General features: G+C 44.5%; 26 protein-coding genes. 15 read left to right on the top strand and 11 right to left on the bottom strand.

Annotated features, from left to right (window positions below):
• Positions 1 to 75: 75 nt before the first annotated feature.
• Positions 76 to 1,134, bottom strand: a complete 1,059-nt coding sequence (locus ACE5CV_RS17475; protein ID WP_374951484.1) for a type III polyketide synthase — start codon at positions 1,132 to 1,134, stop codon at positions 76 to 78.
• A 128-nt stretch (positions 1,135 to 1,262) separates the two neighbouring features.
• Here ACE5CV_RS17475 and ACE5CV_RS17470 point away from each other — a divergent pair, with 128 nt between their 5' ends.
• The 3 genes from ACE5CV_RS17470 (at position 1,263) to ACE5CV_RS17460 (ending at position 2,970) form a co-directional block, all read left to right on the top strand.
• Positions 1,263 to 2,033: a DNA-formamidopyrimidine glycosylase family protein gene (locus ACE5CV_RS17470; RefSeq protein WP_374951483.1), complete on the top strand. Its 771-nt coding sequence runs from the start codon at positions 1,263 to 1,265 to the stop codon at positions 2,031 to 2,033.
• Positions 2,034 to 2,167: 134 nt separating this feature from the next.
• Positions 2,168 to 2,647, top strand: coding sequence for a PA2169 family four-helix-bundle protein (locus ACE5CV_RS17465; RefSeq protein WP_374951482.1), 480 nt, complete (start codon positions 2,168 to 2,170; stop codon positions 2,645 to 2,647).
• A gap of 2 nt (positions 2,648 to 2,649) precedes the next feature.
• Positions 2,650 to 2,970, top strand: a complete 321-nt coding sequence (locus ACE5CV_RS17460) for a hypothetical protein (RefSeq protein WP_374951481.1) — start codon at positions 2,650 to 2,652, stop codon at positions 2,968 to 2,970.
• Between the two features lie 78 nt (positions 2,971 to 3,048).
• Here ACE5CV_RS17460 and ACE5CV_RS17455 read toward each other — a convergent pair whose 3' ends face one another.
• Together ACE5CV_RS17455 and ACE5CV_RS17450 are read right to left on the bottom strand one after the other, a co-directional pair.
• Positions 3,049 to 3,438: a hypothetical protein gene (locus ACE5CV_RS17455; RefSeq protein WP_374951480.1), complete on the bottom strand. Its 390-nt coding sequence runs from the start codon at positions 3,436 to 3,438 to the stop codon at positions 3,049 to 3,051.
• A gap of 40 nt (positions 3,439 to 3,478) precedes the next feature.
• Positions 3,479 to 4,111, bottom strand: coding sequence for an HAD family hydrolase (locus ACE5CV_RS17450; protein ID WP_374951479.1), 633 nt, complete (start codon positions 4,109 to 4,111; stop codon positions 3,479 to 3,481).
• Between the two features lie 152 nt (positions 4,112 to 4,263).
• Here ACE5CV_RS17450 and ACE5CV_RS17445 point away from each other — a divergent pair, with 152 nt between their 5' ends.
• Together ACE5CV_RS17445 and ACE5CV_RS17440 are read left to right on the top strand one after the other, a co-directional pair.
• Complete coding sequence (locus ACE5CV_RS17445; protein WP_374951478.1) at positions 4,264 to 5,148, top strand: helix-turn-helix domain-containing protein; 885 nt, start codon at positions 4,264 to 4,266, stop codon at positions 5,146 to 5,148.
• On the top strand, positions 5,135 to 5,578 hold the full coding sequence (locus ACE5CV_RS17440; protein ID WP_374951477.1) for a DUF983 domain-containing protein: 444 nt from the start codon (positions 5,135 to 5,137) through the stop codon (positions 5,576 to 5,578). Before ACE5CV_RS17445 ends, ACE5CV_RS17440 begins: the two co-directional genes overlap by 14 nt.
• Before the next feature lie 43 nt (positions 5,579 to 5,621).
• Here ACE5CV_RS17440 and ACE5CV_RS17435 read toward each other — a convergent pair whose 3' ends face one another.
• Together ACE5CV_RS17435 and ACE5CV_RS17430 are read right to left on the bottom strand one after the other, a co-directional pair.
• The gene (locus ACE5CV_RS17435; protein ID WP_374951476.1) at positions 5,622 to 5,981 is read right to left on the bottom strand and encodes a response regulator transcription factor; all 360 of its coding nucleotides are present in this window, start codon (positions 5,979 to 5,981) and stop codon (positions 5,622 to 5,624) included.
• Positions 5,982 to 6,034: 53 nt separating this feature from the next.
• A complete protein-coding gene (locus ACE5CV_RS17430) occupies positions 6,035 to 8,677 on the bottom strand; it encodes a PAS domain-containing protein (protein ID WP_374951475.1) in 2,643 nt (880 codons plus the stop codon).
• A gap of 374 nt (positions 8,678 to 9,051) precedes the next feature.
• Here ACE5CV_RS17430 and kaiC point away from each other — a divergent pair, with 374 nt between their 5' ends.
• From kaiC to ACE5CV_RS17405, 5 genes are all read left to right on the top strand, one after another.
• Positions 9,052 to 10,824 (top strand): circadian clock protein KaiC, encoded by a 1,773-nt coding sequence (gene kaiC, locus ACE5CV_RS17425; RefSeq protein WP_374951474.1) that lies wholly within the window; start codon positions 9,052 to 9,054, stop codon positions 10,822 to 10,824.
• Positions 10,821 to 11,108, top strand: a complete 288-nt coding sequence (locus ACE5CV_RS17420) for a circadian clock KaiB family protein (protein WP_374951473.1) — start codon at positions 10,821 to 10,823, stop codon at positions 11,106 to 11,108. Before kaiC ends, ACE5CV_RS17420 begins: the two co-directional genes overlap by 4 nt.
• Before the next feature lie 14 nt (positions 11,109 to 11,122).
• Positions 11,123 to 11,440, top strand: coding sequence for a circadian clock KaiB family protein (locus ACE5CV_RS17415; RefSeq protein WP_374951472.1), 318 nt, complete (start codon positions 11,123 to 11,125; stop codon positions 11,438 to 11,440).
• Position 11,441: 1 nt separating this feature from the next.
• Positions 11,442 to 13,100 (top strand): ATP-binding protein, encoded by a 1,659-nt coding sequence (locus ACE5CV_RS17410; RefSeq protein WP_374951471.1) that lies wholly within the window; start codon positions 11,442 to 11,444, stop codon positions 13,098 to 13,100.
• A 71-nt stretch (positions 13,101 to 13,171) separates the two neighbouring features.
• Entirely contained in the window at positions 13,172 to 13,942 is a 771-nt protein-coding gene (locus tag ACE5CV_RS17405; RefSeq protein WP_374951470.1) for an enoyl-CoA hydratase/isomerase family protein, read from the top strand.
• Between the two features lie 171 nt (positions 13,943 to 14,113).
• Here the strand turns inward: ACE5CV_RS17405 and ACE5CV_RS17400 are convergent, their stop codons facing one another.
• The 3 genes from ACE5CV_RS17400 to ACE5CV_RS17390 all read right to left on the bottom strand — a co-directional run bounded on the left by ACE5CV_RS17400 (position 14,114) and on the right by ACE5CV_RS17390 (position 15,778).
• The gene (locus ACE5CV_RS17400) at positions 14,114 to 14,452 is read right to left on the bottom strand and encodes a hypothetical protein (RefSeq protein WP_374951469.1); all 339 of its coding nucleotides are present in this window, start codon (positions 14,450 to 14,452) and stop codon (positions 14,114 to 14,116) included.
• Between the two features lie 110 nt (positions 14,453 to 14,562).
• Positions 14,563 to 14,856, bottom strand: a complete 294-nt coding sequence (locus tag ACE5CV_RS17395; protein WP_374951468.1) for a chaperone modulator CbpM — start codon at positions 14,854 to 14,856, stop codon at positions 14,563 to 14,565.
• Positions 14,857 to 14,872: 16 nt separating this feature from the next.
• Positions 14,873 to 15,778, bottom strand: a complete 906-nt coding sequence (locus tag ACE5CV_RS17390; RefSeq protein WP_374951467.1) for a DnaJ C-terminal domain-containing protein — start codon at positions 15,776 to 15,778, stop codon at positions 14,873 to 14,875.
• A gap of 111 nt (positions 15,779 to 15,889) precedes the next feature.
• Here ACE5CV_RS17390 and ACE5CV_RS17385 point away from each other — a divergent pair, with 111 nt between their 5' ends.
• Positions 15,890 to 16,969 carry an acyltransferase gene (locus ACE5CV_RS17385; protein WP_374951466.1) on the top strand — a complete coding sequence of 360 codons (1,080 nt, stop codon included), beginning with the start codon at positions 15,890 to 15,892 and terminating at the stop codon, positions 16,967 to 16,969.
• Positions 16,970 to 17,059: 90 nt separating this feature from the next.
• Here the strand turns inward: ACE5CV_RS17385 and ACE5CV_RS17380 are convergent, their stop codons facing one another.
• Positions 17,060 to 17,755 (bottom strand): DUF2490 domain-containing protein, encoded by a 696-nt coding sequence (locus ACE5CV_RS17380; RefSeq protein WP_374951465.1) that lies wholly within the window; start codon positions 17,753 to 17,755, stop codon positions 17,060 to 17,062.
• Between the two features lie 86 nt (positions 17,756 to 17,841).
• On the opposite strand from ACE5CV_RS17380, the gene ACE5CV_RS17375 reads away from it, so the two are divergent.
• The 3 genes from ACE5CV_RS17375 (at position 17,842) to ACE5CV_RS17365 (ending at position 19,182) form a co-directional block, all read left to right on the top strand.
• Positions 17,842 to 18,177, top strand: coding sequence for a cupin domain-containing protein (locus tag ACE5CV_RS17375; RefSeq protein ID WP_374951464.1), 336 nt, complete (start codon positions 17,842 to 17,844; stop codon positions 18,175 to 18,177).
• A gap of 28 nt (positions 18,178 to 18,205) precedes the next feature.
• Entirely contained in the window at positions 18,206 to 18,715 is a 510-nt protein-coding gene (locus ACE5CV_RS17370; RefSeq protein WP_374951463.1) for a GNAT family N-acetyltransferase, read from the top strand.
• Between the two features lie 107 nt (positions 18,716 to 18,822).
• The gene (locus tag ACE5CV_RS17365; protein WP_374951462.1) at positions 18,823 to 19,182 is read left to right on the top strand and encodes a DUF1493 family protein; all 360 of its coding nucleotides are present in this window, start codon (positions 18,823 to 18,825) and stop codon (positions 19,180 to 19,182) included.
• Position 19,183: 1 nt separating this feature from the next.
• On the opposite strand, the gene ACE5CV_RS17360 is transcribed toward ACE5CV_RS17365, so the two are convergent.
• Together ACE5CV_RS17360 and ACE5CV_RS17355 are read right to left on the bottom strand one after the other, a co-directional pair.
• Complete coding sequence (locus ACE5CV_RS17360) at positions 19,184 to 19,741, bottom strand: YdeI family protein (RefSeq protein WP_374951461.1); 558 nt, start codon at positions 19,739 to 19,741, stop codon at positions 19,184 to 19,186.
• 21 nt (positions 19,742 to 19,762) lie between these two features.
• Positions 19,763 to 19,975 (bottom strand): hypothetical protein, encoded by a 213-nt coding sequence (locus tag ACE5CV_RS17355; RefSeq protein WP_374951460.1) that lies wholly within the window; start codon positions 19,973 to 19,975, stop codon positions 19,763 to 19,765.
• A 118-nt stretch (positions 19,976 to 20,093) separates the two neighbouring features.
• Between ACE5CV_RS17355 and ACE5CV_RS17350 the strand changes: the two genes are divergently transcribed.
• Positions 20,094 to 20,300, top strand: coding sequence for a hypothetical protein (locus ACE5CV_RS17350; RefSeq protein WP_374951459.1), 207 nt, complete (start codon positions 20,094 to 20,096; stop codon positions 20,298 to 20,300).
• Positions 20,301 to 20,309: the final 9 nt, after the last annotated feature.

Here is a 20,309-nt window from a genome sequence, read left to right as displayed (position 1 = left end):
CGAGGCGACCAACAATTCGCTCAGCCGCTGAATGATCAAAAAACTAATAAAAAGGATAAAGGTCATGGTAAAGATTTAATTTTTCATGTCTAAAAGCACCATCTCGCTGCTAAAGCCCGGCCCCATAGCCAACATTAATCCATAACCCTCTGTAAAGCCCTGGCTTATGAAACGTTCCAAAACATATAGCACAGTTACACTGCTCATATTGCCATTATCGGTCATTACCCGACGGGTATTGCTCAGAAAATCGCCTTCAACTTTCAGTGCGTCTACATAAGCATCAAGCACTTTTGTACCGCCCGGATGAAAAATAAAGTTTTTGATATCCCTTAACGCTAAGCCTTGCTTATCTAAAAAATCCTCGATATCCGCGCTGATGTTGGTATGGATAAATGTAGGTATATCTTTAGAGAACACCACCTTAAACCCATCTTCCTGAAACTGCCAGCCCATCACATCTAACGAATCATAATAAAGTTTGCTGCTATTAGCTATGATATTTAGCTGTGTGTCAGGTCGGGCGTGGTTATCTCCCTTAATGATACCGGCTACCACCCCATCAGAAAAGAGGCTGGAGCCTATAAAATTACTTTTGCTGTAATCGCTTTTGATCAGCGTTAGCGAACACAGTTCTACCGCTACCAGCAGCACCACTGCATTAGGGTTAGCTTTTGCAGCTATATTAGCTTTTGCTATACCGGCCACTCCTCCGGCACAACCCAGGCCCCAAACAGGTGTACGGTTTACGTGCGGGTTAAGGTGCATCTCGTTGATGATCAAAGCATCTATACTTGGCGTTGCCAACCCCGTGGTTGATACAAACAGGATATCTGTAATATCATCTTTGCTAATACCTGCTTTTGCAATAGCATCGCCGGCGGCCTGTACCGAGTGCTGCAGCGAGAGGCGGATATATTCGTCATTACGGTCTTTAAAAGATGTGTCTTCGGCGTAATAACTAATGGGCTTGGCAAAGTTACGTGTGGTGATACCTGTATTGTCGAACGCCTGGATCAGCCTGTCTACCTGCGGGAAATCTTTTGAAAATAAATTGCGTGCCTGTTCTTTAACATCCTGTTGCGGGACGCGGTTGGGCAAGTCTATCTTTGCTACTGCTGCTATAAATGGCATGTGTGATTGTATTAATAGGTGATAACTTTAAACCTGTGGCAAAAAGTATCAATTGCTTAATAACTTTTAACAAATATTATTGTTTGATTTAACACAAGCTTATTACATTGTAAACTTTAGTATACGCCATGCCCGAATTTCCAGACCTGCAGGTTTTTGCCCGCAACCTCAATAAAAAACTGGCCGATAAAACGGTTAAAGCCATTACCGTGCACAAAGCGCCTAAACTAAACGTAACCCATCAGGAATTGCAGGATACACTGCACGGCCAAAGATTAACTAAGGTTTACCGTGATGGCAAGGAGCTTTACATACAATTCAGCAAGGGCGATGTATTAGCCCTGCACCTGATGCTTCATGGGAAACTTTTTTTATATGGAGGCAAGAGCGATAATAAATACCCAGTAATCGACATCCTGTTTACAGATGATACCGGCCTGGTGTTAACCGATTTTCAGGGTGCTGCCAAGCCAACCTTGAACCCGGCTGAAACAGATGTGCCTGATGCAGACGAAGCCAATATTACTTATCTTAAGCAAAAGCTGGGCAAAACAAAAACCGCTGTGAAAACAGTGTTACTTGATCAAAAGATTATCCGCGGAATTGGAAACGCCTATGCCGACGAAATATTATGGGAAGCACGCATCTCGCCTTTTTCAGCCGGTAATAAGATTCCCGAAGATAAAGTAGAAGATTTGCTGAAAGCCATCCGGTCGGTATTGAAACATGCCGAAGAAGAGATCGTAAAATCTGACCCGGATATCATAGCAGGCGAGATTCGTGATTTTATGCTGATCCATAACGCTAAAAAGAAAAAGAGCCCTACAGGTAAAGATATCCTGATCAAAAAGGCCAGCCGAAAAACTTACTATACCGAAGAGCAAGAGCTATTTGATTAGTAAATTCTCTTGTTGTGAATCCTTATTAGACGATTAGTAAGACCGGAGTATTTTCGCCAAAATTAAAACATTTAACCAAAGTACCTTGTTGCCATTATATAGTAGCAGAAACAATCTAATTTATAATTACTAAAATGGGAACTTTACAACACATTCAACACCAGATCTCGGCATTGAACGATCTGATCAAAATAAATAACGACCGGATCACCGGTTATCAAAAGGCTTTGGAGGGCATAACCGACAACTCGTTGACCAGCATCTTCGAAGGCTATGCAGATCAAAGTAAAGGCTATGTAAATGAGCTTAACGATTATATTCATCTGTTGGGCGGTTCGCCTGCAGATGGTACCACCCTGGCCGGTAAGTTTTACCATACCTGGATGGATGTAAAATCGGCCTTTACCAAAAAGGATATACATTCGGTTTTGTCTGATTGCGAGTACGGCGAGGATGTGGCTAAAAGTGCATATCGTAAAGCAATGGAAGACAAAGAGTTGATTTGGGAAGACGATAAGGTGCTTACCTTACTAACCAACCATATGAATGGTTTAAAAATGGCGCATGATGCCATCAAGGCGTTACGCGATTCATCTAAACAATCAGCAGCATAATTATGGATAGCCCCGACCAGGATTTTTTGGAAGAATACAAACCGCTGCATGTACCGCATAAATATGATGCGGACGCTTCTTTACAGGACAATGTAGTTTACGCACTTGCCCAGTTAGAGTATGCTACTGCACCGGAAGTAGCCGGAGAACTGGCCGAACTGGAACCTGCTACTGATTTAGCTAAACATGAGCAGCATGCCCGCGAGATACTGGAGCACCTATTTAATAAAGGGCTGATAAAAGGTGATGACGAAGCCGAAAGGCAATACAACCTGAGCAAGATCCTTACCCCTAATTCGGGCAAGGCAGATGAATTATTTTAAGAAATATCACTAACAAAAAAGGCGAGAATATTGCGCCTTTTTTGTTAATCGAAAAATTCATTTTGCATTAAACGTTATTTATGGCGCCGTTGGTGTAACCGGCGTGGCCGACATTACACTATCTACTACAAACACGCTAACCCCGCGCCACGGAAGGGTATGTTTATATTCTTTATAATGCAGATCGAGCAATGCACCGGCGCTGTGGTTAAGCTTATCGGCAACTTTTTCGTCAGTAACGGAAAACATAAATTCGTTAGACTGTATATTTCCCTGCGTTTGCGACCTGATACCTGTCTGGATAAGCCTGCCCTCGTAAGTTTTAAAGATATTGCCTTTTTTAACAAAGTAATTCATGGTGCCGGCCTTAACGCCTTCGCCAAACACAAAGTAATAGCGGTAATAAACTACACCGGTAATTACCAGCAGCAGCACAATTAAAACAATAGGTAAAACGCGTGTTTTCATGTTGATGGGTGTTTGTACAATCAACTAACGCATTAAGTAGTTATAAGTTTAAAAAATAGTTGGTCAGGCTGGTAAAATCATCAAATTTAACGTCGTAATCATCGGTTGTACCAAATCCGTAGCTTACAAATACAAACGGGATGCCTGCAAGGCGGCTTTGCTCGCCATCGCCGGCGGTATCGCCAATATAAACAGGGTTTTGCAAAGCATGTTTATCCATCAGCAACTTAATATTATGCTGCTTGGGCATAAAATTGATCCCGTAAGCAATTTCATCGGTAATATGTTCATCAATGCCAGCCCAATCAATAAACCGACGGATGATACCTTTGGCGCAGTTACTCAAAATAAATAGCGGATACCTTTGAGCAAGCAACTGCAGCCCTTCCCTTACACCTTCATATAAAATTCCGCCTTTTTCTGTAATAAGCGAGTGGCGGCGTTCATTTACCATAGCGTAAATTTCTACCCGGCGCTCGGGCTCAAACTCGGGCATTAATACTTCAATTACCTTTTTACCCTCCCAGCCAACCATTCCCGCCAGGCTATCGCGTTCAATGGTTTTATCGATGCCTAAGCTTTCGAAAACAACGTTCCAGGAGTGTGCGTAAGTATCAACGGCATCCCAAAGGGTACCGTCCATATCAAAAATTAAGCTATCGGGCTTTTGCATTATTACTTATTAGAATGGTGAAAATAAGTATTTATACCAACAAAATGCATCTGCCGCAAATTTTTATACTTTGCTACAATCGGTAAAAAACACCATAACCACTAGGTTATACACCATTACAGCGGCTATTAGTTGCGTACATTTGTTGTGTAATGAAAAAGGCGTTCCCGGTATATGATATTTGCGCATTGTCCGACCATCAGCACGAAGATTTGTTGGTGAGCCGGTTTGCCCCTTATCTGCAAAAACACCAGAACCTTAGCCTGCCACACAAGCATACTTTTTACCATGTGGTATTTTTTACGCAGGGAAGCGGCAGCCACTCTATCGATTTTAAAACTTTCCCTGTAAAGCCCTATCAGATCTACTTTATGACACCCGGGCAGGTACACCGTTGGAACTTTGAAGGCACAGCAGATGGTTATATCATCAATTTTTCAGGGTCATTTTTCCAGTCGTTTTTATTGCGGCCGGATTATCTGGACAAACTTCCTTTTTTTACGGGCAACGTGGATGATGAAGTTATTGACCTGAAGGCAGAAAGCATCCCTGCTATATGCCAGTTGTTTGAACAGCTACTTACAGAAACTGCCGTACCAAACAAGTTGGGGATGGATTTGATTAGGGCACTAATGCTGCAGTTGTTCATTCTTGTGGCAAGGCAAAGTCCGGCAATTGGCCAATCAGCATTACCCACTTACAACTATACGCTGCTGCAAAGTTTCAGAAAACTGGTGGATCAGAATTTTGTAAATCTAAAGCTACCTAAAGACTATGCAGCGTTGTTATATATTACGCCTAATCACTTAAACGCCCTTTGTAATGATATGCTGGGTATATCTGCCGGCGAGGTGATACGTAACCGCGTGGTTCTAGAAGCTAAACGCCTGCTGGTAAACCTGGAGCTAAGCATTGCTACTATAGCCGCCAAACTCAATTTCGCCGACAACTCGTACTTTACCAAATTTTTTAAAAAATACACCGGCCAAACCCCGGATGATTTCCGCAAAAACACATTAAACCATGACAACCGATAACACTAAACCCTATAAACCAATCTCGGCGTTGCAAGGCATTGTACAGGCCAAATGCCCCCGTTGTCGCCGAGGTGATATATACTCAACCCCAACGTACAGCTTTAGCGGTCAAAAAATGCATGAGCGTTGCTCGCACTGCGGGCTCACCTACGAGCGTGAACCCGGCTACTGGTATGTGGCTATGTTTGTAAGCTATGCTTTTAACGTAGCCGAAATGGTGACGTTTGCGGTTGCTACGCATGTACTTACGGGTTCCAATTCGCCGTGGCTATACGTAGCTGTACTGATGGCGGTGGTTTTTATCCTGTCGCCGTTTAATTACCGTTACTCGCGGGTAATACTGTTATACTGGCTAACACCCGGGTTAAATTATGAGCCCTGGAGAAGCGAGGACCAGCACAAGGTGGTGTTTAAGGAAAAAGAGTCGTAATTTTTTAGGGGTCTGTTATTAAAGGGACCTCGAAAACAGCGCTTTAATGCGTTAAGCTCTCTATTTTTTTTATTAATTCGTCCATTTCGAACGGTTTGGCTAAAAAATCATCTGCACCGGCATCCATTGCCGATTGCTTGATGTCGCGGCTTGCCGAGATCATGATCACGGGAATATTTTTAGTGATGGTTGCGCTTTTAAGTTTTTTGCAGATATCCCTGCCATCTTCGCCGCTCATCCAAATATCCAACAGCAGCAAATCGGGCAGTTGGTCTTTCATGTCCAATACGGTCGATCCGTCTACCGTGCTGGTTACATGGTAACCTTCAAATTCAAGCAGCATCTCCACAGCATCCACAATCCCCGGATCATCGTCCGCTATCATTATCTTTTTTTGCTTCATCTTTCTATGTAGTTCGACACGTTAACTACCGCTACGTTTAATTCCGGTTTAACTTATTTACTCTCTGCAATATTATCCAGGCTTACAGGCAACGTAAAGCAAAAAGTAGACCCTTTTCCTTCAACGCTGTTTACCCACATTTTTCCGCCTTCGCGTCTTATAATTTCATTACTGATGTACAATCCCAACCCCAATCCGGGGAATGTGTGCTGCTTACTGCCGCTTACGCGATAGAATTGTTCAAACACCTTTTCCTTCTTATCATCCGGTATACCGATACCGAAATCCTGCACACACACGGTTACCTCATTCCCCTCTTTTTCGGTACTGATGATAATGCGGTTAGTGTGAGGCGAATATTTGATAGCATTAGTTACCAAATTAGTGATCACCTGGCCAATACGGTCTTTGTCAGAATATATGCGCCCGGTTTCTTTAAAATCCATCACCAGGATGTGTTTGTTGGTTGTATGCTGTAGATCCTGCACATTTTCCTGCACGGCTGTGTTAAAATCAAACCAGCTTTTATTGAACTGGATACGGCCCGAGTTGATCTTGGTAACATCCAGCAGATCGCCGATAAGGTTGGTAAGGCGATTAAGCTGTGCATCCATTTTTTCGACCATGGCGGCCTTTTTTTCTTCACCCTCTTTGCTAAGCATGGCGCCCAGTACCTGTGCATAGGCTTTAATACTGGTAACCGGTGTTTTAAGCTCATGGCTGGCTATACCCAAAAAGTCGTCTTTTTGGCGCTGCAACTGTTTCTGCTCATCAATATCGGTATTGGTACCAAACCATTTGATGATAACGCCATCGTTAACAAACGGCAGGGCGCGCGTTAAATGCCATTTATAATTGCCGTGTTTGTCACGCAGCCTGAATTCAAACTGATAAATGTTACCCGAAGATATTGCGGCCGCCCAGGCATCCGCACAGCCTTGCCTGTCGTCCGGGTGGATATTGTCCAGCCATTTAGGGCTGGCAATTTCATTAGCGGGCAGGCCAAAAAATTCTACCGTACGCTGGTTCACATAGTCCAGGTCACCGTTTACTGTAGCCGTCCAAAGCTGTACCGGCATAAAATCAGTAACAAACTCAAACTGATTTATCTGATCGTTCAACTCCCTGTTCTTTAACTGGAGCTCCATATCTATCCGGGTAGTTTCGGTAACATCTGTACAGGCACCTACATAGCCGGCAAAAGAGCCATCGGTATTATATTGCGGGTTGCCGGTGGCAATGCACCAGCGTATACCTCCATCTTTGCCACGTAGCCTAAACTCTACTCTATAGGGAATGCGCCTGCCCAGGTCATGCAGGAATTTCTTTGCTGCATGCTCAAGGTCCTCTTCCATAATGCACGCCAGCCAGCCGGTACCCAAGGTTTCCTGAGGGGTTTGGCCTGTCCAGTCCTGCCAGGTTTTGTTAGCATAGGTAATCATGCCCTGCGCATCGCTCATCCAAAGTGCCGTTGGCGATGCGCTCGTAATATTTTGAAGTAAATGCTCGCTATCTATCAAAGCCCGTCGGTTAGCCAGTTCGGGCCTCAGGTCGCGCGCAATGGTTGCCCTACCCTGCGGTTTTTTTGTTAGCGCGTCATAAACCATCATGGTTGTGCCCGATACGGGTATGGATTCACCCGTTTTAAAGTGTCGGTAAACAACTTCACCACTCCATCGGCCATCCTTAAATAAAGTCTTATTGATGTTATTGTTAAGCTTACCAAGTTCGGCAGGCATCAAAAATTCACTATTATGGCGGTTAATTTCGCCCTGTTCCAGCCCCAGCATCTCGCGGCCGGCGCTGTTGATGTAGGTAACGTTGCCATCTACATCGCTCAGGCTTACAAAATCAGACGTATGCTCTATCAGCGTGATCAGTTTGCGCTGTTCCTCGCGGTTAAGCACATCATCAGTAATATCCAGCGCGGTACCGGCAAAACGCACGCAGCGGCCTTTGTCATCAAAATAGGCTTTACCCCGGCAGCGCAGCCACCGCAGCTTACCATCCTGCGCGCCAACAGTACGAAACTCGCTGTCATAAAAACCACCCAGTTCGGGGGTCAGTGATTGCTGCACGGTTATATCTATCCGTTCGCGGTCATCGGGATGGATGTATTTTAAAACGTTCTTATAGGAAGTTACATCTTCGCCCTGGCTAAAGCCGTAAAGTTGCCTGCAACGGTCATCCCAAACAACCACGTCATTAACGGGGTCAAGGTCCCAGGTACCCAACCCGGCAGATTGCAGCGAAAAGCGGGTCCGTTCTTCTGTTTCAGATAGTTTAAGGCGTGTAAGTACCAGTTCCGTAACGTCTGAAGCGGTATTCATAATGCCCCATACCTCGCCGGTTTCGGTTTTAAGTGGCTTATAAGTAAAGTTGAAATAAAAGGTTTGCATCCGGCCGTTCACAAACAAGTCTACACGTTCGCCATGCGCCTCGTACGGCACGCCGGTGGTAAAAACCTTATCCAGCAAGTTGAAAAATGGCTGCCCCTCCAGCTCTGGTAAAGCCTCTCTAAAGGTTTTGCCCACGACGGATTCGTCTTTGTCCCAAACTTCCAATATAGCTTTGTTAGCCACTTTGATCACCATGTCACGGCCTACATAAAGCCCTATAGGTGAAACCGATTCTTCTATCAGTACCTGAAAAATTTGATTATTCGCTAAATAGGTTTGGTAACTACTGTTATCCATTAGGGGGCCAAAAATTAAGTTTAATATTTGGCATCTTAGGGGGAATGCGCTGTAAATAGCAAAACTAAACATTACCGCGCATTTTACGATATACTATTACAAACAAATCGCGCAAATTTTATAGCGGTATTCCATACTAAAAGAAAGGGCGGCAATTAAAGCCAATGCTTTTCAATCAAGATTACTAATGCCCGCACTGTTAACAAATTGGTAAATGCCAAACAATTACAATTTTGCAAGGTTATCCGATAATAATTTTCCATTAAAACATTACAACTACAGCGGGTATTTAGTATATAAGCCGGTAATTTATATTGCCTGCCAAAATATAATTGATACTTTTATGAAACTTTTGATTAACATCCCCTGATTGAATGAGCAAATCGCCAAAAAACATAATTGCCAGACCGCCCTATCCAACATTGCCGAAGACGCTCACCGGCATTAATGGTTTAGATGAGATTACCGAAGGCGGCTTACCAACCGGCAGGCCAACACTTATATGTGGTGAGGCGGGTTGCGGTAAAACCCTGATGTCGATAGAATTTATTGTACGCGGCGCTGTTGAGTATAACGAGCCGGGCGTGTTTGTTGCTTTTGAAGAAAAAAGCGATGAACTGACTGCCAACGTCGCATCACTAGGTTTCGACCTTAAAAAATTACAAGACGAGAAAAAGATACGCATAGATCACGTTCATATTGACCGCAGCGAGATTGAAGAAACCGGCGAGTATGATCTGGAAGGATTGTTTATTCGGCTGGGCTACGCTATTGACAGCATTGGTGCAAAACGTGTTGTATTAGATACGCTGGAAAATTTATTTGCCGGCCTGGATAAACTTGCTGTATTGCGAACCGAATTACGCAGACTATTTGGCTGGTTAAAAGAAAAAGGTGTTACAGCTATAATAACCGGTGAGCGCGGTGAAGGTACATCATTAACCCGCCAGGGGCTGGAAGAGTACGTATCTGACTGTGTGATACTATTAGATCATCGTGTCATTAACCAGATCTCGACCCGTCGTTTACGCATTATCAAATATCGCGGTACAGTGCATGGCACAAACGAGTACCCTTTCCTGATAGATGAGGAAGGTATCTCTGTACTACCGGTTACGTCGCTTAAAATGACAAGCCGGGCATCTACAGATCGCCTCTCTACCGGAATTGCTGCGTTGGATGATATGTTGGGCGGTAAGGGCCTTTATCGTGGCGGAAGTGTATTAGTATCGGGCACTGCAGGTACGGGTAAAACCAGCCTTGCAGCATCTTTCGCGAACGAAACCTGCAGCCGGGGCGAAAAATGTGTGTACTTCGCTATGGAAGAGTCGCCTGCACAGATAGTACGCAACATGCGCTCGATAGGTATGGATCTCCAAAAACACGTCGACTCAGGCTTGCTGTACTTTAATGCGTCAAGGCCTAATCTATACGGGTTGGAAATGCACCTGGTAGCGATGCATAAGTGCATAAAAAAATACCAGCCGGATGTAGTGATCATAGATCCTATCACCAATTTCATCAATATAGGCTCTGTAAGCGAAGTTAAAAACATGCTGGTGCGGATGATCGATTTCCTTCAGCAGGAACAGATCTCTGTAATGTTTACGGCGTTATCCCTCAACACCATTGTTAACGAGCAGACAGACGAGGGCGTATCATCATTGGTTGATGCCTGGATACTGGTACGTGACATCGAATTTAACGGCGAACGTAACCGGGGCTTGTACGTGATGAAATCGCGCGGAATGAAACACTCCAACCAGGTGCGGGAATTTATTATTACGGATGCCGGCTTAACCCTGGTTGATGTTTACCTGGGCCCTGACGGGGTGCTTACCGGATCGGCCCGTAAACAACAGGCACTGATGGAAGAAACAAGCGAAGCTATCCGCACACAGGCCATGAGCCGTAAAGACCGCGAGATACTGCGCAAACGCAAAGTACTGGAAGCAAAAATTGACAGCCTGAACACCGAATACGAATCTGTTGAAGAGGAGTTGAACAAGGTATACCTGGAAGAAGAGTTAAAGAAACAAATTTTAGCTAAAAACCGCGAAGTGATTACTAAATTAAGAAGGGGCGGGGCGGCAGAGGATACACAAAAACCTGAAGAACAAAAGCGCGGAAAAAGAGGACAAAAATGAACGAACCTGATAAAAAATGGGAATTGAGATTGTACGTGGCCGGCAAAACCCCGAAATCTGTCACGGCTTTGGCTAATCTTAAAAAATATTGCGAAGAACACCTGAAAGGAGAGTACCGCATAGAGGTAATTGACCTGCTGGAGCAGCCACAACTTGCTGAGGGCGACCAGATACTGGCGATACCGACGCTGGTGCGCAAAGTGCCCGAGCCTATAAGAAAGATCATTGGCGATTTAAGCAACGAAGAAAAGGTACTTGTAGGACTGAACATTAGACCGGCTTAACTGTATAACTTACTATGGCCGATACTGAAGGGTTTTTAGAAGGGTACGAAAACGAAGCAGCGGTTTACCACCTGCGCCTGTTTATAATCGGCGCGTCGCCCAACTCCATACGTGCCGTTGAAAACCTCAAAGCCATTTGCGAGCAGTATCTGGCCGGCCGTTACGAACTGGAGATCATAGATATCCACCAGCAAAAAGAACTGGCCGAGCATGAAAATGTAGTCGCCCTGCCCCTGCTTATCAAACGCACACCCTCGCCCGAAAGGCGCCTGATTGGTGATATGAGCGATACACAGAAAGTTTTAAAGGGATTAGGCCTTATTAATAGCTAATATGGAACAGCAAAATTCAAATAGCAGCTTGTTAAGCGAAATTGAAGAACTGCGGATCCAGTTAGAGGAAGCGCATGATACGATCAATGCCATCCGCACAGGCCAGGTAGACGCCCTGGTAGTTAAGGATGAAAGCGGCCACCAGTTGTTCACACTTAAAACTGCCGACCAGACTTACCGTGTTTTTATTGAGAAAATGAGTGAGGGTGCGGTTACCATTAATCATAACGGTATTATTTTGTACTGCAATACCCGTTTTGCCAGTATGGCGGCTACCTCACTCGAAAAAACTATTGGACAGCCGCTGGAATCTTTTGTACCCGAAGCTTCTAAAGCAAAGTTAGAGCAGATCATCCATAGCAGTTGGAAAGAGGAATGCCGCGATGAACTGTTGCTGAAAGATGGTGCCGGTAAGGATATGCACTGTCTTTTTTCATGCAATGCCATTGAGCTTGACCACGGCCCTGCCTTAAGTATCATAATAACCGACCTTACCGTTTTAAAAGATACCGAGCGCCAGCTACAGGTACGTAATACGGAGTTAGTTGCTGCCCACGCCGCCACCGAAAAACTTAACGATAGCCTGGAAGCAACGGTGCGTGAACGTACGCATGACCTGGTGATCAGCAGGGAACACTTCCGTTTGCTTACCAACAACATCGACCAGATGACCTGGACCAACTTGCCCACCGGCGAGTTCATATCCTATAATCAAAGATGGTTTGACTATACCGGGCTTACGCTCGATGACGATCACGAGGTGAAATGGGAGATGCTTGTGCATCCGGATGATTTAGCCGATACATTAAACCAGTACAATCACTCCCTGCAAACCGGCGACCTTTTTGAGGTAGAGAACCGCTACAAACGCCATGACGGTGTTTACCGCTGGCACTTAAACCGGTCTAAACCGCTTAAAAACGACGCCGGTGATATAATTTTTTGGGTGGGTACGGCTACGGATATCGAAGAGCAAAAAAAAGAGATGGAGCGTAAAGACGAATTCATCGGTATTGCCAGCCATGAACTTAAAACGCCATTAACCAGCTTGAAAGGTTATGTGCAGCTTATTGCCGCTTATAAAAAAGAAGAATTACCCCCGGTGGTAAAACAGTATATCACCAAGGCTACCGTATCTATCAACAAATTGCAAAGCCTTATCAACGACCTGCTGGACGTAAGCAAGATCAAAGCCGGTCGCCTCCAATACGCCATTGGTGAGGTTGATATTGCTAACCTGGTTAATATTTGCGTGGAGAATGCTTACCACGCGCATCCAAATTTTAAATTCAATGTGGAGCTGCAACCCGGCTTTACCGTATCAGGCAACCAGGAGCGGTTAGAGCAGGTGTTAATGAACCTTATCAATAACGCGGTTAAATATTCGCCCACTAACCGCGAAGTCAACATTGCCGCTGTACAACAAAGCGACAAGGTGCGTGTGGCGGTTACCGATTTCGGAATTGGCCTTTCAGCCGATCAGAAAAGCAAGATCTTTGAACGCTTTTACCGGGTAGAAGACAAGCAGAACATGACCAGCGGGCTGGGTATGGGGCTTTACATATCCCAGGAAATTGTTAAAAACCACAACGGCGCCATAGGCGTAGAAAGCGAACCGGGCAAAGGATCAACATTTTATTTTGTTCTGCCGCTGGTTTAAGCAATAAATAAATTTCATGGCTAACAATATAAATTTGTTGATATTGGCACAATACCTTCTCCGACAAACTTATGACCGATAGCCCAAACGGACACGTTACGCTTACCCATAGCAGCGATGGTGTTGCAACCATCAGCTTTTATCACCCTGCGCAAAACTCATTGCCAGCAAATTTGCTGCAGCAACTTACTGATGTTATAACCCAAGCCGGCAAACATCCGTTAACGCGTGTAATCGTGTTAAAAAGCGAAGGTGACCGCACCTTTTGTGCCGGTGCAAGTTTTGACGAGTTACTGCAGATCAAAGACAAGCAAGCCGGGGCCGTATTCTTTTCGGGCTTTGCTAATGTGATCAACGCTTGCCGAAAATCGCCGAAAATAATCATTGCACGCATACAAGGTAAGGCCGTGGGTGGTGGCGTTGGACTGGCAGCCGCAGCAGATTATTGCCTGGCTACCGAAGCCGCCTCGATCAAATTAAGTGAACTGGCTATCGGAATAGGGCCTTTTGTTATTTCGCCCGCAGTTACCCGTAAAATTGGGTTGCCTGCCTTTTCACAATTAACTATTTGTGCGGTCGACTTTCAATCAGCCAGGTGGGCGCAGGATAAGGGCCTATACAATGAAGTTTATGCCGATATAGCCGATTTAGACGAAGCTTTAACATCGCTAACAATCAAACTGGCCTCATATCACCCGGAAGCCCTGCTGGGCCTTAAACAGATCCTTTGGGAAGGCACCGAAAACTGGGACGAACTTTTAGCAGAACGTGCTGCCATTAGCGGGGAGTTGGTATTATCAGAATTTACCCAACAAGCTTTAAACGGCTTTTTGAAGAAGTAACTAAATTAATTATTAACTATAGCTGCCGGATAACGCAGAAATAATCCTACAAAGATGCGTAATTGCTGCACATCCTAACAGATTGCTACGTTGTTTATTTCAATTTATATTTAACAAAAAAGCCCTTTAACTTTCGCTAAAGGGCTTTTACAATATATTTATTCAACAATTTTAGTATCTGCCGCGACCATGGCCAAAACCACCATGACCATGGCCGAAACCACCGCGACCGTGCTCAAAACCACGGCCCCTAAAGCCAGGGCGAAAACCACCGCCAGGGTAATAAGCGGGGCGGCCATAGTAAGCCCTGCGGTAACCACCTCTATAAACTACAGTGCGTGGATAATATGCAGCGCGGGGATAATAAACCGGCTGCGGGTAGTAAACCGGTGCTGGTTCATAAACAACCCGGCGATAAGGATAAGGGTCGCCGATATGGATACCCACGCCTACCCTAACCTGTGCATTTGCAAACTGTGCGGAAATTGTTAAAACGAGTGCTATTATCAAAATTTAATCAGTTTCATGGTAAAAGTTTTTAGTTACTAACTCCTGTTTCTTATAGCTATGACACATATTTAATGCCATGGTTTAAATAAAACTTACCATTTTTTAGAATACTAGCCCTCGTACAGGCTTAACTTGCTGCGTAAATAGCTCATTTCGTGCTCCATATCTTCCAGCTTTTGCAGCAGGTTATTTATGGTTGCTACGCCAGGTTCGTTAATATCCAGTTCATTATGCAACCGCACAAGGCGTTCTAATTTCTGAATTTCATCTATGGGGATACAATTGATTTGATTGACCGCTGTAACCTTCACCAGGCCCGCATCTGCCAGGTAATCAACAAACGTGTACTCCACATTATGAAACACACAAAAATCACTGACGGTTATTAAATTATCTGTTCTCATAGGTTTAACGTTTTTATCAGGATTTAGCTAATTCTTCAAATAATTGCCGCTGCTTATCAGTTAGCTCCGTTGGCAATTGAATATTATAGGTAAGGTAAAGGTCGCCAAACTGTTCGGCCTTTTTATAAACCGGTACTCCTTTACCTTTCAGTTTAACCTTTGTGTTATTTTGCGTGCCTGCTGTCACTTTAAGCTTTACTTTGCCGGTAAGTGTATCCGCTGTTATCTCGCCACCTAATACAGCAGTGTAAAGGTCAAGGTTAATGGTTTTGTACAGGTCGTTCCCTACCCTTTTGAATTCCGGATCTTCTGGTACCGAAAACTCAATGTAAAGGTCGCCTGCAGGTGCGCCGTTTGCCCCTGCACCGCCATGCCCTGCAATTTTAATGGTTTGCCCGTTGGCTATACCAGCCGGGATAGTGAGCCTGATGTTTTTGCCGTTAACGGTAATGGTTTGCTTTTTAGACTCCATGATATCACGCAGGCTTACTTGCAGTTGTGCATTCATATCCTGCCCGCGGTAACGCTGTTGCCTGCCACCGCCACCGGGTGGGCCACCACCAAACATTGAGTTGAAAAATTCGGAAAAATCGCCGCCACCGCCGCCAAAATCAAATCCGCCGCCGCCCTGACTTTGGCCACCGCCATAACTGCGCTGCTGGCTCTGTGCGCGTTGCTGCTGTTCGTAAGCTTCACCGTGTTGCCAGTTTTCACCATACTTATCATATTTCTTACGCTTTTCGGGGTCGCTCAGCACTTCATTGGCTTCGTTGGCCTGCTTAAACAGGCGCTCGGCCTCCGCATTGTTAGGGTTAAGGTCCGGGTGGTGTTTGCGCGCCAGTTTGCGATAAGCGTTCTTTATATCTTTTTCGGATGCGTTCTTATCAACGCCTAAAATCTTATAGTAATCTATAAATGCCATATCAGTAAAGGTAGCTATCCAGTTAAAACGACGTATCCGAAGCTAAGTTTTATTTTCGGTATATAATTTACCTTCGGATTGTATAAATTACGCCACCAACTTATTAACCCTATGCCAATCGATACCACCAGTTTTAAACCGAGCCCTACTGCATACCTTAATGCATTGCGCATATTTGCCTGCCTGATGGTGCTTACAGTGCACTCGGGCGAGTTTTTTTACATTGGCGCAGGTGGCAGCATCATTCGCGAGAACCATGTTTGGGTAAATAATTATGGCAGTTTTATGCGGGCGTGTGTCCCGCTTTTCGTTATGATATCCGGCTATTTATTACTGCCAATAAAAGAAACACCGGGCGTTTTTTATAAACGCCGATTTAGCCGTATCCTGATACCGTTCTTAATATGGTCGGTAATGTATGCGATAGTACCGTACCTGCTTGGTACCATCACAACAGCTCAAATGTGGCGCAGCCTGTATATTATCCCTCTTACTTTTACTGATAGCGCCGGCCACCTTTGGTTTGTTTACATGCTTATCGGTGTTTACCTGTTTATCCCGGTAATTTCACCCTGGATCGTTACCGCATCCAAACAGTTCAAACAATTTTTCCTCATCATTTGGATAATTACTCTCTTTATCCCTTACATAAAAACGGTGCAGCCCGATCTGTGGGGCGAAGTTTTCTGGAACAAGTATCCCGCCGGATACTATTTTTCCGGCTACATAGGATACCTGGTGCTGGGACATTACATTAAAGAATATGTTCGATTGAGCAAAGCCACTGCTTTTATTACCGGATTAGTGATGGTTATCATAGGGTATACAGTTACCAACCTCGTTTTTGCCCACCAGATGCCATTAGCTAAAGATCTCCCCGAATTAGAGCTTTCTTGGGCGTTCCCAACTATTAATGTAGCGTTTATGGCTACCGGGTTGTTCCTGATGTTTAGTTTACTTTCTTTTAAAAGTGCTGCTACAGAAAGCTTTGTTGCAAAAGTGTCGGCACTAACCTACGGAATGTACCTGGCGCATATTTTAGTATTAAACCAATTATTCCCGATTATTAATAACTGGCTGCATGAGGCGGTACTGGTAATACCGATACTGGCGGTAAGTACCTTTATCGTCACATACCTGCTGATAAAGCTGCTTAGTTACCTGCCGGGAAGTAAATACATTGTTGGGTAGTCTCTTTTTATTGAGTATAAGCGCTTGCTCAGATTGGCTTTTACTAATTTATATAAGCCGGGGAACACTTCGCTGTGTCCGCCTTCCACCTTAAAACTTAGTGGTTAACATCAGCTGCCATACATTAGATTTGCTATTGGTATCTTCCTCTTTCTGATACCAGTACATATAACCAAATTCTGCATCGATGAGTTTATTGAACCTGTACCCTAACGACACAAAAGACCTGTTCTGATCAAACGTGCTGTTATTTACATTGTCTTTATGCTGTACATTTAAAAAAATCTCGTTCTGAATGCCGGTATAAACTCCTTTAGTAAACCCGGTATCTGCAACAAGCGGGATCTGCGCGCTAATGAACGCCCGGGCACGCTGAGAGAAATTGGTTGAGCCTTCTTCCTTTACAAAACGCTGCTCCAGGCGAAAGCGGGCGTTTATTTCTACCTTACCTGCTTTAAAATCGTACAAGTATTGTTCGTAAATGCGGTTCTCGGGCGAGTAGGTGCGTTCGCCATTCTCATGTTCCCAATCGCCTTTATAAGCGTAGCCAAAAGCGACCGAATGCTTACCGGTAATATTGTAACTTAAAGCACCGCGCAGCAGCAGCGTATTAAGGTAGGCAAAGCGGTCGGCACTTCGTAACTGTACATCGGTTAGCAAATCAAATTTATTTGAAATTTTGTGGGTGTTAGAATTAAAAAACCAACCAACGTTTTTTACAGATTGCCCATAGCCCACCCCTGCAAACGACAAGAGCAAAAACAGGATGAAAACGGATCTGATCATTTGAGAAATATGTTTCTAATATCCAACCACCCTGGAATAGTAATGTTCTTACAATTTTGTAAATTTAAATTTCCAACCGCATCAACATGGATACCTCAATATTTCGTTATTTTAAAGACATTCAAACAAAAGAGATAGCCCCGGGATACCACTCCAAGCTAATTCATACGGTAAATAACACAATCAATTTTATCGAGGTTAAAGCCGGCTGTGTATCGCCCTATCATACGCACATCCACGAGCAGTGTGCCTTTATCATCGAGGGGCAATTTGAGCTTACGGTGAACGGCGTACCGCAGATCCTGGATGCAGGCCTGTTCGCGGTGATCCCTCCTAATATACCTCATAGCGGCAAAGCAATTACCGATTGCAAGCTGATAGATATATTCAGCCCGGTTCGGGAAGATCTGAAAGCCCTTTAATTCAGGCCAATATTTTTACATTTGCAGCATGGCCATTACTCCCGCTACCATTACCGACGTACCGCAACTTGTCAATTTGATCAACAGCGCTTATCGTGGCGAATCGTCCAAAAAGGGCTGGACCACTGAGGCTAATTTAATAGACGGGCAGCGGATAGACGAAGAGAACCTGACCCTGCAATTGGAAGACCCCAACGCTGTGATCCTGAAAAATACCAATGACGATGGTGAGATTACCGGCTGTGTTTACCTGCAAAAACGCGGCAAAAGGCTCTACCTCGGTCTGTTAACTGTATCGCCGCTGTTACAAGCTAATGGCCTGGGCAGGCAACTATTACAGGCGGCCGAGGACTACGCCAGGAGCATTGATTACCACACCATCATCATGACGGTAATCACTACGCGTGTAGAGTTGCTAAACTGGTACACGCGCCGCGGTTACCATAAAACGGGCGAGGTGATTCCACTGAACATCCCCAAATCGTTCGGTATTTTGAAACAGCCGGTAGATCTGTGTTTGTTAGCTAAAGAGGTGTAATTTTTTACAGCTGATTGCGGCCACTTTTGGTTTTGCAGAATTTATAATATTTAATACTGCAACGCCGCGATAAAAATGGTGTCTTTTAAGCGACTATAAGGCATTGTATGGAGCAGATCGACCCCCGGTTAAAACAATCCATTGTTGATTATTGCAGCAAATACAAAGTACAGCGCATTGAACCTGACAGCCTCGATACCGATACAAGTGTAGATCTGGACCTGGATATTGTTGCTATAGAAGTGGAATTATTCCTGGCGGAATTTGCTGAACATTTCTGCATCGACAATTCAAAATTCAGCTGGTACAAATATGGTTATCCAAAAGGCTCTACCAGGGTACGTATCCTCAAAACCATGTTTGGCTATAAGCGTACGTGGGTAAAACAACTGGCGGGCTATTGCTATAAACCCAGGTTTAAAGTACAGGTGCTGCAAACCGCTTTGCAAACCGGCAAGTTACTATAAACTACCCTATCCGTTTTCCCTCTTCGCTCGCAGTGATCAGTTTTTCCAGCCGGCTCAATTGCGTTTTTTCCTGTTTGGCTGTCATCACCCTATCAATTGATAACTTGATATACCACGGTGCCTGCGACTGAAAAAATGTCCATGCCCTTTTATTTGCTTTAAACTGCTTCTCGTAAAGTGGTGATAAGGTGCGTGCTTCGTTTTCAAAACTATAGATCTTCGAGCGGCTCTCGTCACGTAAGGCGTAGGCTGCTATCCCCGCAGGCTGCATCAATCCTTTTTCTGTCAGTTCTGCAATCTTTTTGATGTTTACAGCACTCCAGATGCTTTTAGGCCTGCGCGGCGTAAAACGGATAGAATAACTTTCCGCGTCGATAGATCTGCGCACGCCATCTATCCAGCCGAAACACAGCGCCTCATCTACAGATTGCGGCCAGGTGATGCTTGGCCTTCCGCTACCTGTTTTATAAAAACCAACTAACAATTCCGTGGCTGTGGCAGCATTTTGCTGCAGCCAATCGCGAAAAGCAGATGGTGTTTCAAAAAAGACAGGTTCCATAAGCGCAAATATAAGGCGGCACTACGATTTTTTAGCCGTTGCCACAATTACAATACCACCAACTAATAAAATGCCACCCAGGTACGGCGGCCAGTTAACCGTTTTTTGCCTGTCGGCAGATATTTGGATGGGGCCGGCATCAACAATCTTTTCTTTCTTGGTATAGGTAAACCCTGTCCAGATAAGCATTGCTGCGCCGATAACGATTAGTACAATCCCGATAGTTCTGTTCATGATAATGATTTATTGGTTTAATGCTATTGGAATGATTATCCGCCCAAATTGTTTGCACGCAACGTTGTAAAGCACCCCATTAAAGCAAACAATTCCATTTTGCCCCGCTTATATGTTTATGGAACCAAAAAAAATTGGCAAGGGTAAAGCAGATGCTACCCATCACAACGCAAATAATATTGTAGAGGTAATGAAACCTTTTGTTGGTTTTGGAATTAAGGCGATTGCCGTTTTAGGCAGCGCGCTGGTACATATTGTTAAAAATATCCCCAAGCCGGCCGACGAAAAACAGCCGGTAAAAAGCAACCGGGTGATCAAGATTTAATGTGAACGC

The sequence above is a fragment of the Mucilaginibacter sp. genome (assembly GCF_964263795.1).
Lineage (GTDB): Bacteria > Bacteroidota > Bacteroidia > Sphingobacteriales > Sphingobacteriaceae > Mucilaginibacter.
This window is presented reverse-complemented; position numbering and strand designations above follow the sequence as displayed.

What these genes read in the sequence shown, in the direction of transcription:
- ACE5CV_RS17475 (WP_374951484.1), bottom strand. Translation starts at nt 1,134, where the DNA reads ATGCCATTTATAGCAGCAGTAGCAAAGATAGACTTGCCCAACCGCGTC.
- ACE5CV_RS17470 (WP_374951483.1), top strand. Translation starts at nt 1,263, where the DNA reads ATGCCCGAATTTCCAGACCTGCAGGTTTTTGCCCGCAACCTCAATAAA.
- ACE5CV_RS17465 (WP_374951482.1), top strand. Translation starts at nt 2,168, where the DNA reads ATGGGAACTTTACAACACATTCAACACCAGATCTCGGCATTGAACGAT.
- ACE5CV_RS17460 (WP_374951481.1), top strand. Translation starts at nt 2,650, where the DNA reads ATGGATAGCCCCGACCAGGATTTTTTGGAAGAATACAAACCGCTGCAT.
- ACE5CV_RS17455 (WP_374951480.1), bottom strand. Translation starts at nt 3,438, where the DNA reads ATGAAAACACGCGTTTTACCTATTGTTTTAATTGTGCTGCTGCTGGTA.
- ACE5CV_RS17450 (WP_374951479.1), bottom strand. Translation starts at nt 4,111, where the DNA reads ATGCAAAAGCCCGATAGCTTAATTTTTGATATGGACGGTACCCTTTGG.
- ACE5CV_RS17445 (WP_374951478.1), top strand. Translation starts at nt 4,264, where the DNA reads ATGAAAAAGGCGTTCCCGGTATATGATATTTGCGCATTGTCCGACCAT.
- ACE5CV_RS17440 (WP_374951477.1), top strand. Translation starts at nt 5,135, where the DNA reads ATGACAACCGATAACACTAAACCCTATAAACCAATCTCGGCGTTGCAA.
- ACE5CV_RS17435 (WP_374951476.1), bottom strand. Translation starts at nt 5,981, where the DNA reads ATGAAGCAAAAAAAGATAATGATAGCGGACGATGATCCGGGGATTGTG.
- ACE5CV_RS17430 (WP_374951475.1), bottom strand. Translation starts at nt 8,677, where the DNA reads ATGGATAACAGTAGTTACCAAACCTATTTAGCGAATAATCAAATTTTT.
- kaiC (WP_374951474.1), top strand. Translation starts at nt 9,052, where the DNA reads ATGAGCAAATCGCCAAAAAACATAATTGCCAGACCGCCCTATCCAACA.
- ACE5CV_RS17420 (WP_374951473.1), top strand. Translation starts at nt 10,821, where the DNA reads ATGAACGAACCTGATAAAAAATGGGAATTGAGATTGTACGTGGCCGGC.
- ACE5CV_RS17415 (WP_374951472.1), top strand. Translation starts at nt 11,123, where the DNA reads ATGGCCGATACTGAAGGGTTTTTAGAAGGGTACGAAAACGAAGCAGCG.
- ACE5CV_RS17410 (WP_374951471.1), top strand. Translation starts at nt 11,442, where the DNA reads ATGGAACAGCAAAATTCAAATAGCAGCTTGTTAAGCGAAATTGAAGAA.
- ACE5CV_RS17405 (WP_374951470.1), top strand. Translation starts at nt 13,172, where the DNA reads ATGACCGATAGCCCAAACGGACACGTTACGCTTACCCATAGCAGCGAT.
- ACE5CV_RS17395 (WP_374951468.1), bottom strand. Translation starts at nt 14,856, where the DNA reads ATGAGAACAGATAATTTAATAACCGTCAGTGATTTTTGTGTGTTTCAT.
- ACE5CV_RS17390 (WP_374951467.1), bottom strand. Translation starts at nt 15,778, where the DNA reads ATGGCATTTATAGATTACTATAAGATTTTAGGCGTTGATAAGAACGCA.
- ACE5CV_RS17385 (WP_374951466.1), top strand. Translation starts at nt 15,890, where the DNA reads ATGCCAATCGATACCACCAGTTTTAAACCGAGCCCTACTGCATACCTT.
- ACE5CV_RS17380 (WP_374951465.1), bottom strand. Translation starts at nt 17,755, where the DNA reads ATGATCAGATCCGTTTTCATCCTGTTTTTGCTCTTGTCGTTTGCAGGG.
- ACE5CV_RS17375 (WP_374951464.1), top strand. Translation starts at nt 17,842, where the DNA reads ATGGATACCTCAATATTTCGTTATTTTAAAGACATTCAAACAAAAGAG.
- ACE5CV_RS17370 (WP_374951463.1), top strand. Translation starts at nt 18,206, where the DNA reads ATGGCCATTACTCCCGCTACCATTACCGACGTACCGCAACTTGTCAAT.
- ACE5CV_RS17365 (WP_374951462.1), top strand. Translation starts at nt 18,823, where the DNA reads ATGGAGCAGATCGACCCCCGGTTAAAACAATCCATTGTTGATTATTGC.
- ACE5CV_RS17360 (WP_374951461.1), bottom strand. Translation starts at nt 19,741, where the DNA reads ATGGAACCTGTCTTTTTTGAAACACCATCTGCTTTTCGCGATTGGCTG.
- ACE5CV_RS17355 (WP_374951460.1), bottom strand. Translation starts at nt 19,975, where the DNA reads ATGAACAGAACTATCGGGATTGTACTAATCGTTATCGGCGCAGCAATG.
- ACE5CV_RS17350 (WP_374951459.1), top strand. Translation starts at nt 20,094, where the DNA reads ATGGAACCAAAAAAAATTGGCAAGGGTAAAGCAGATGCTACCCATCAC.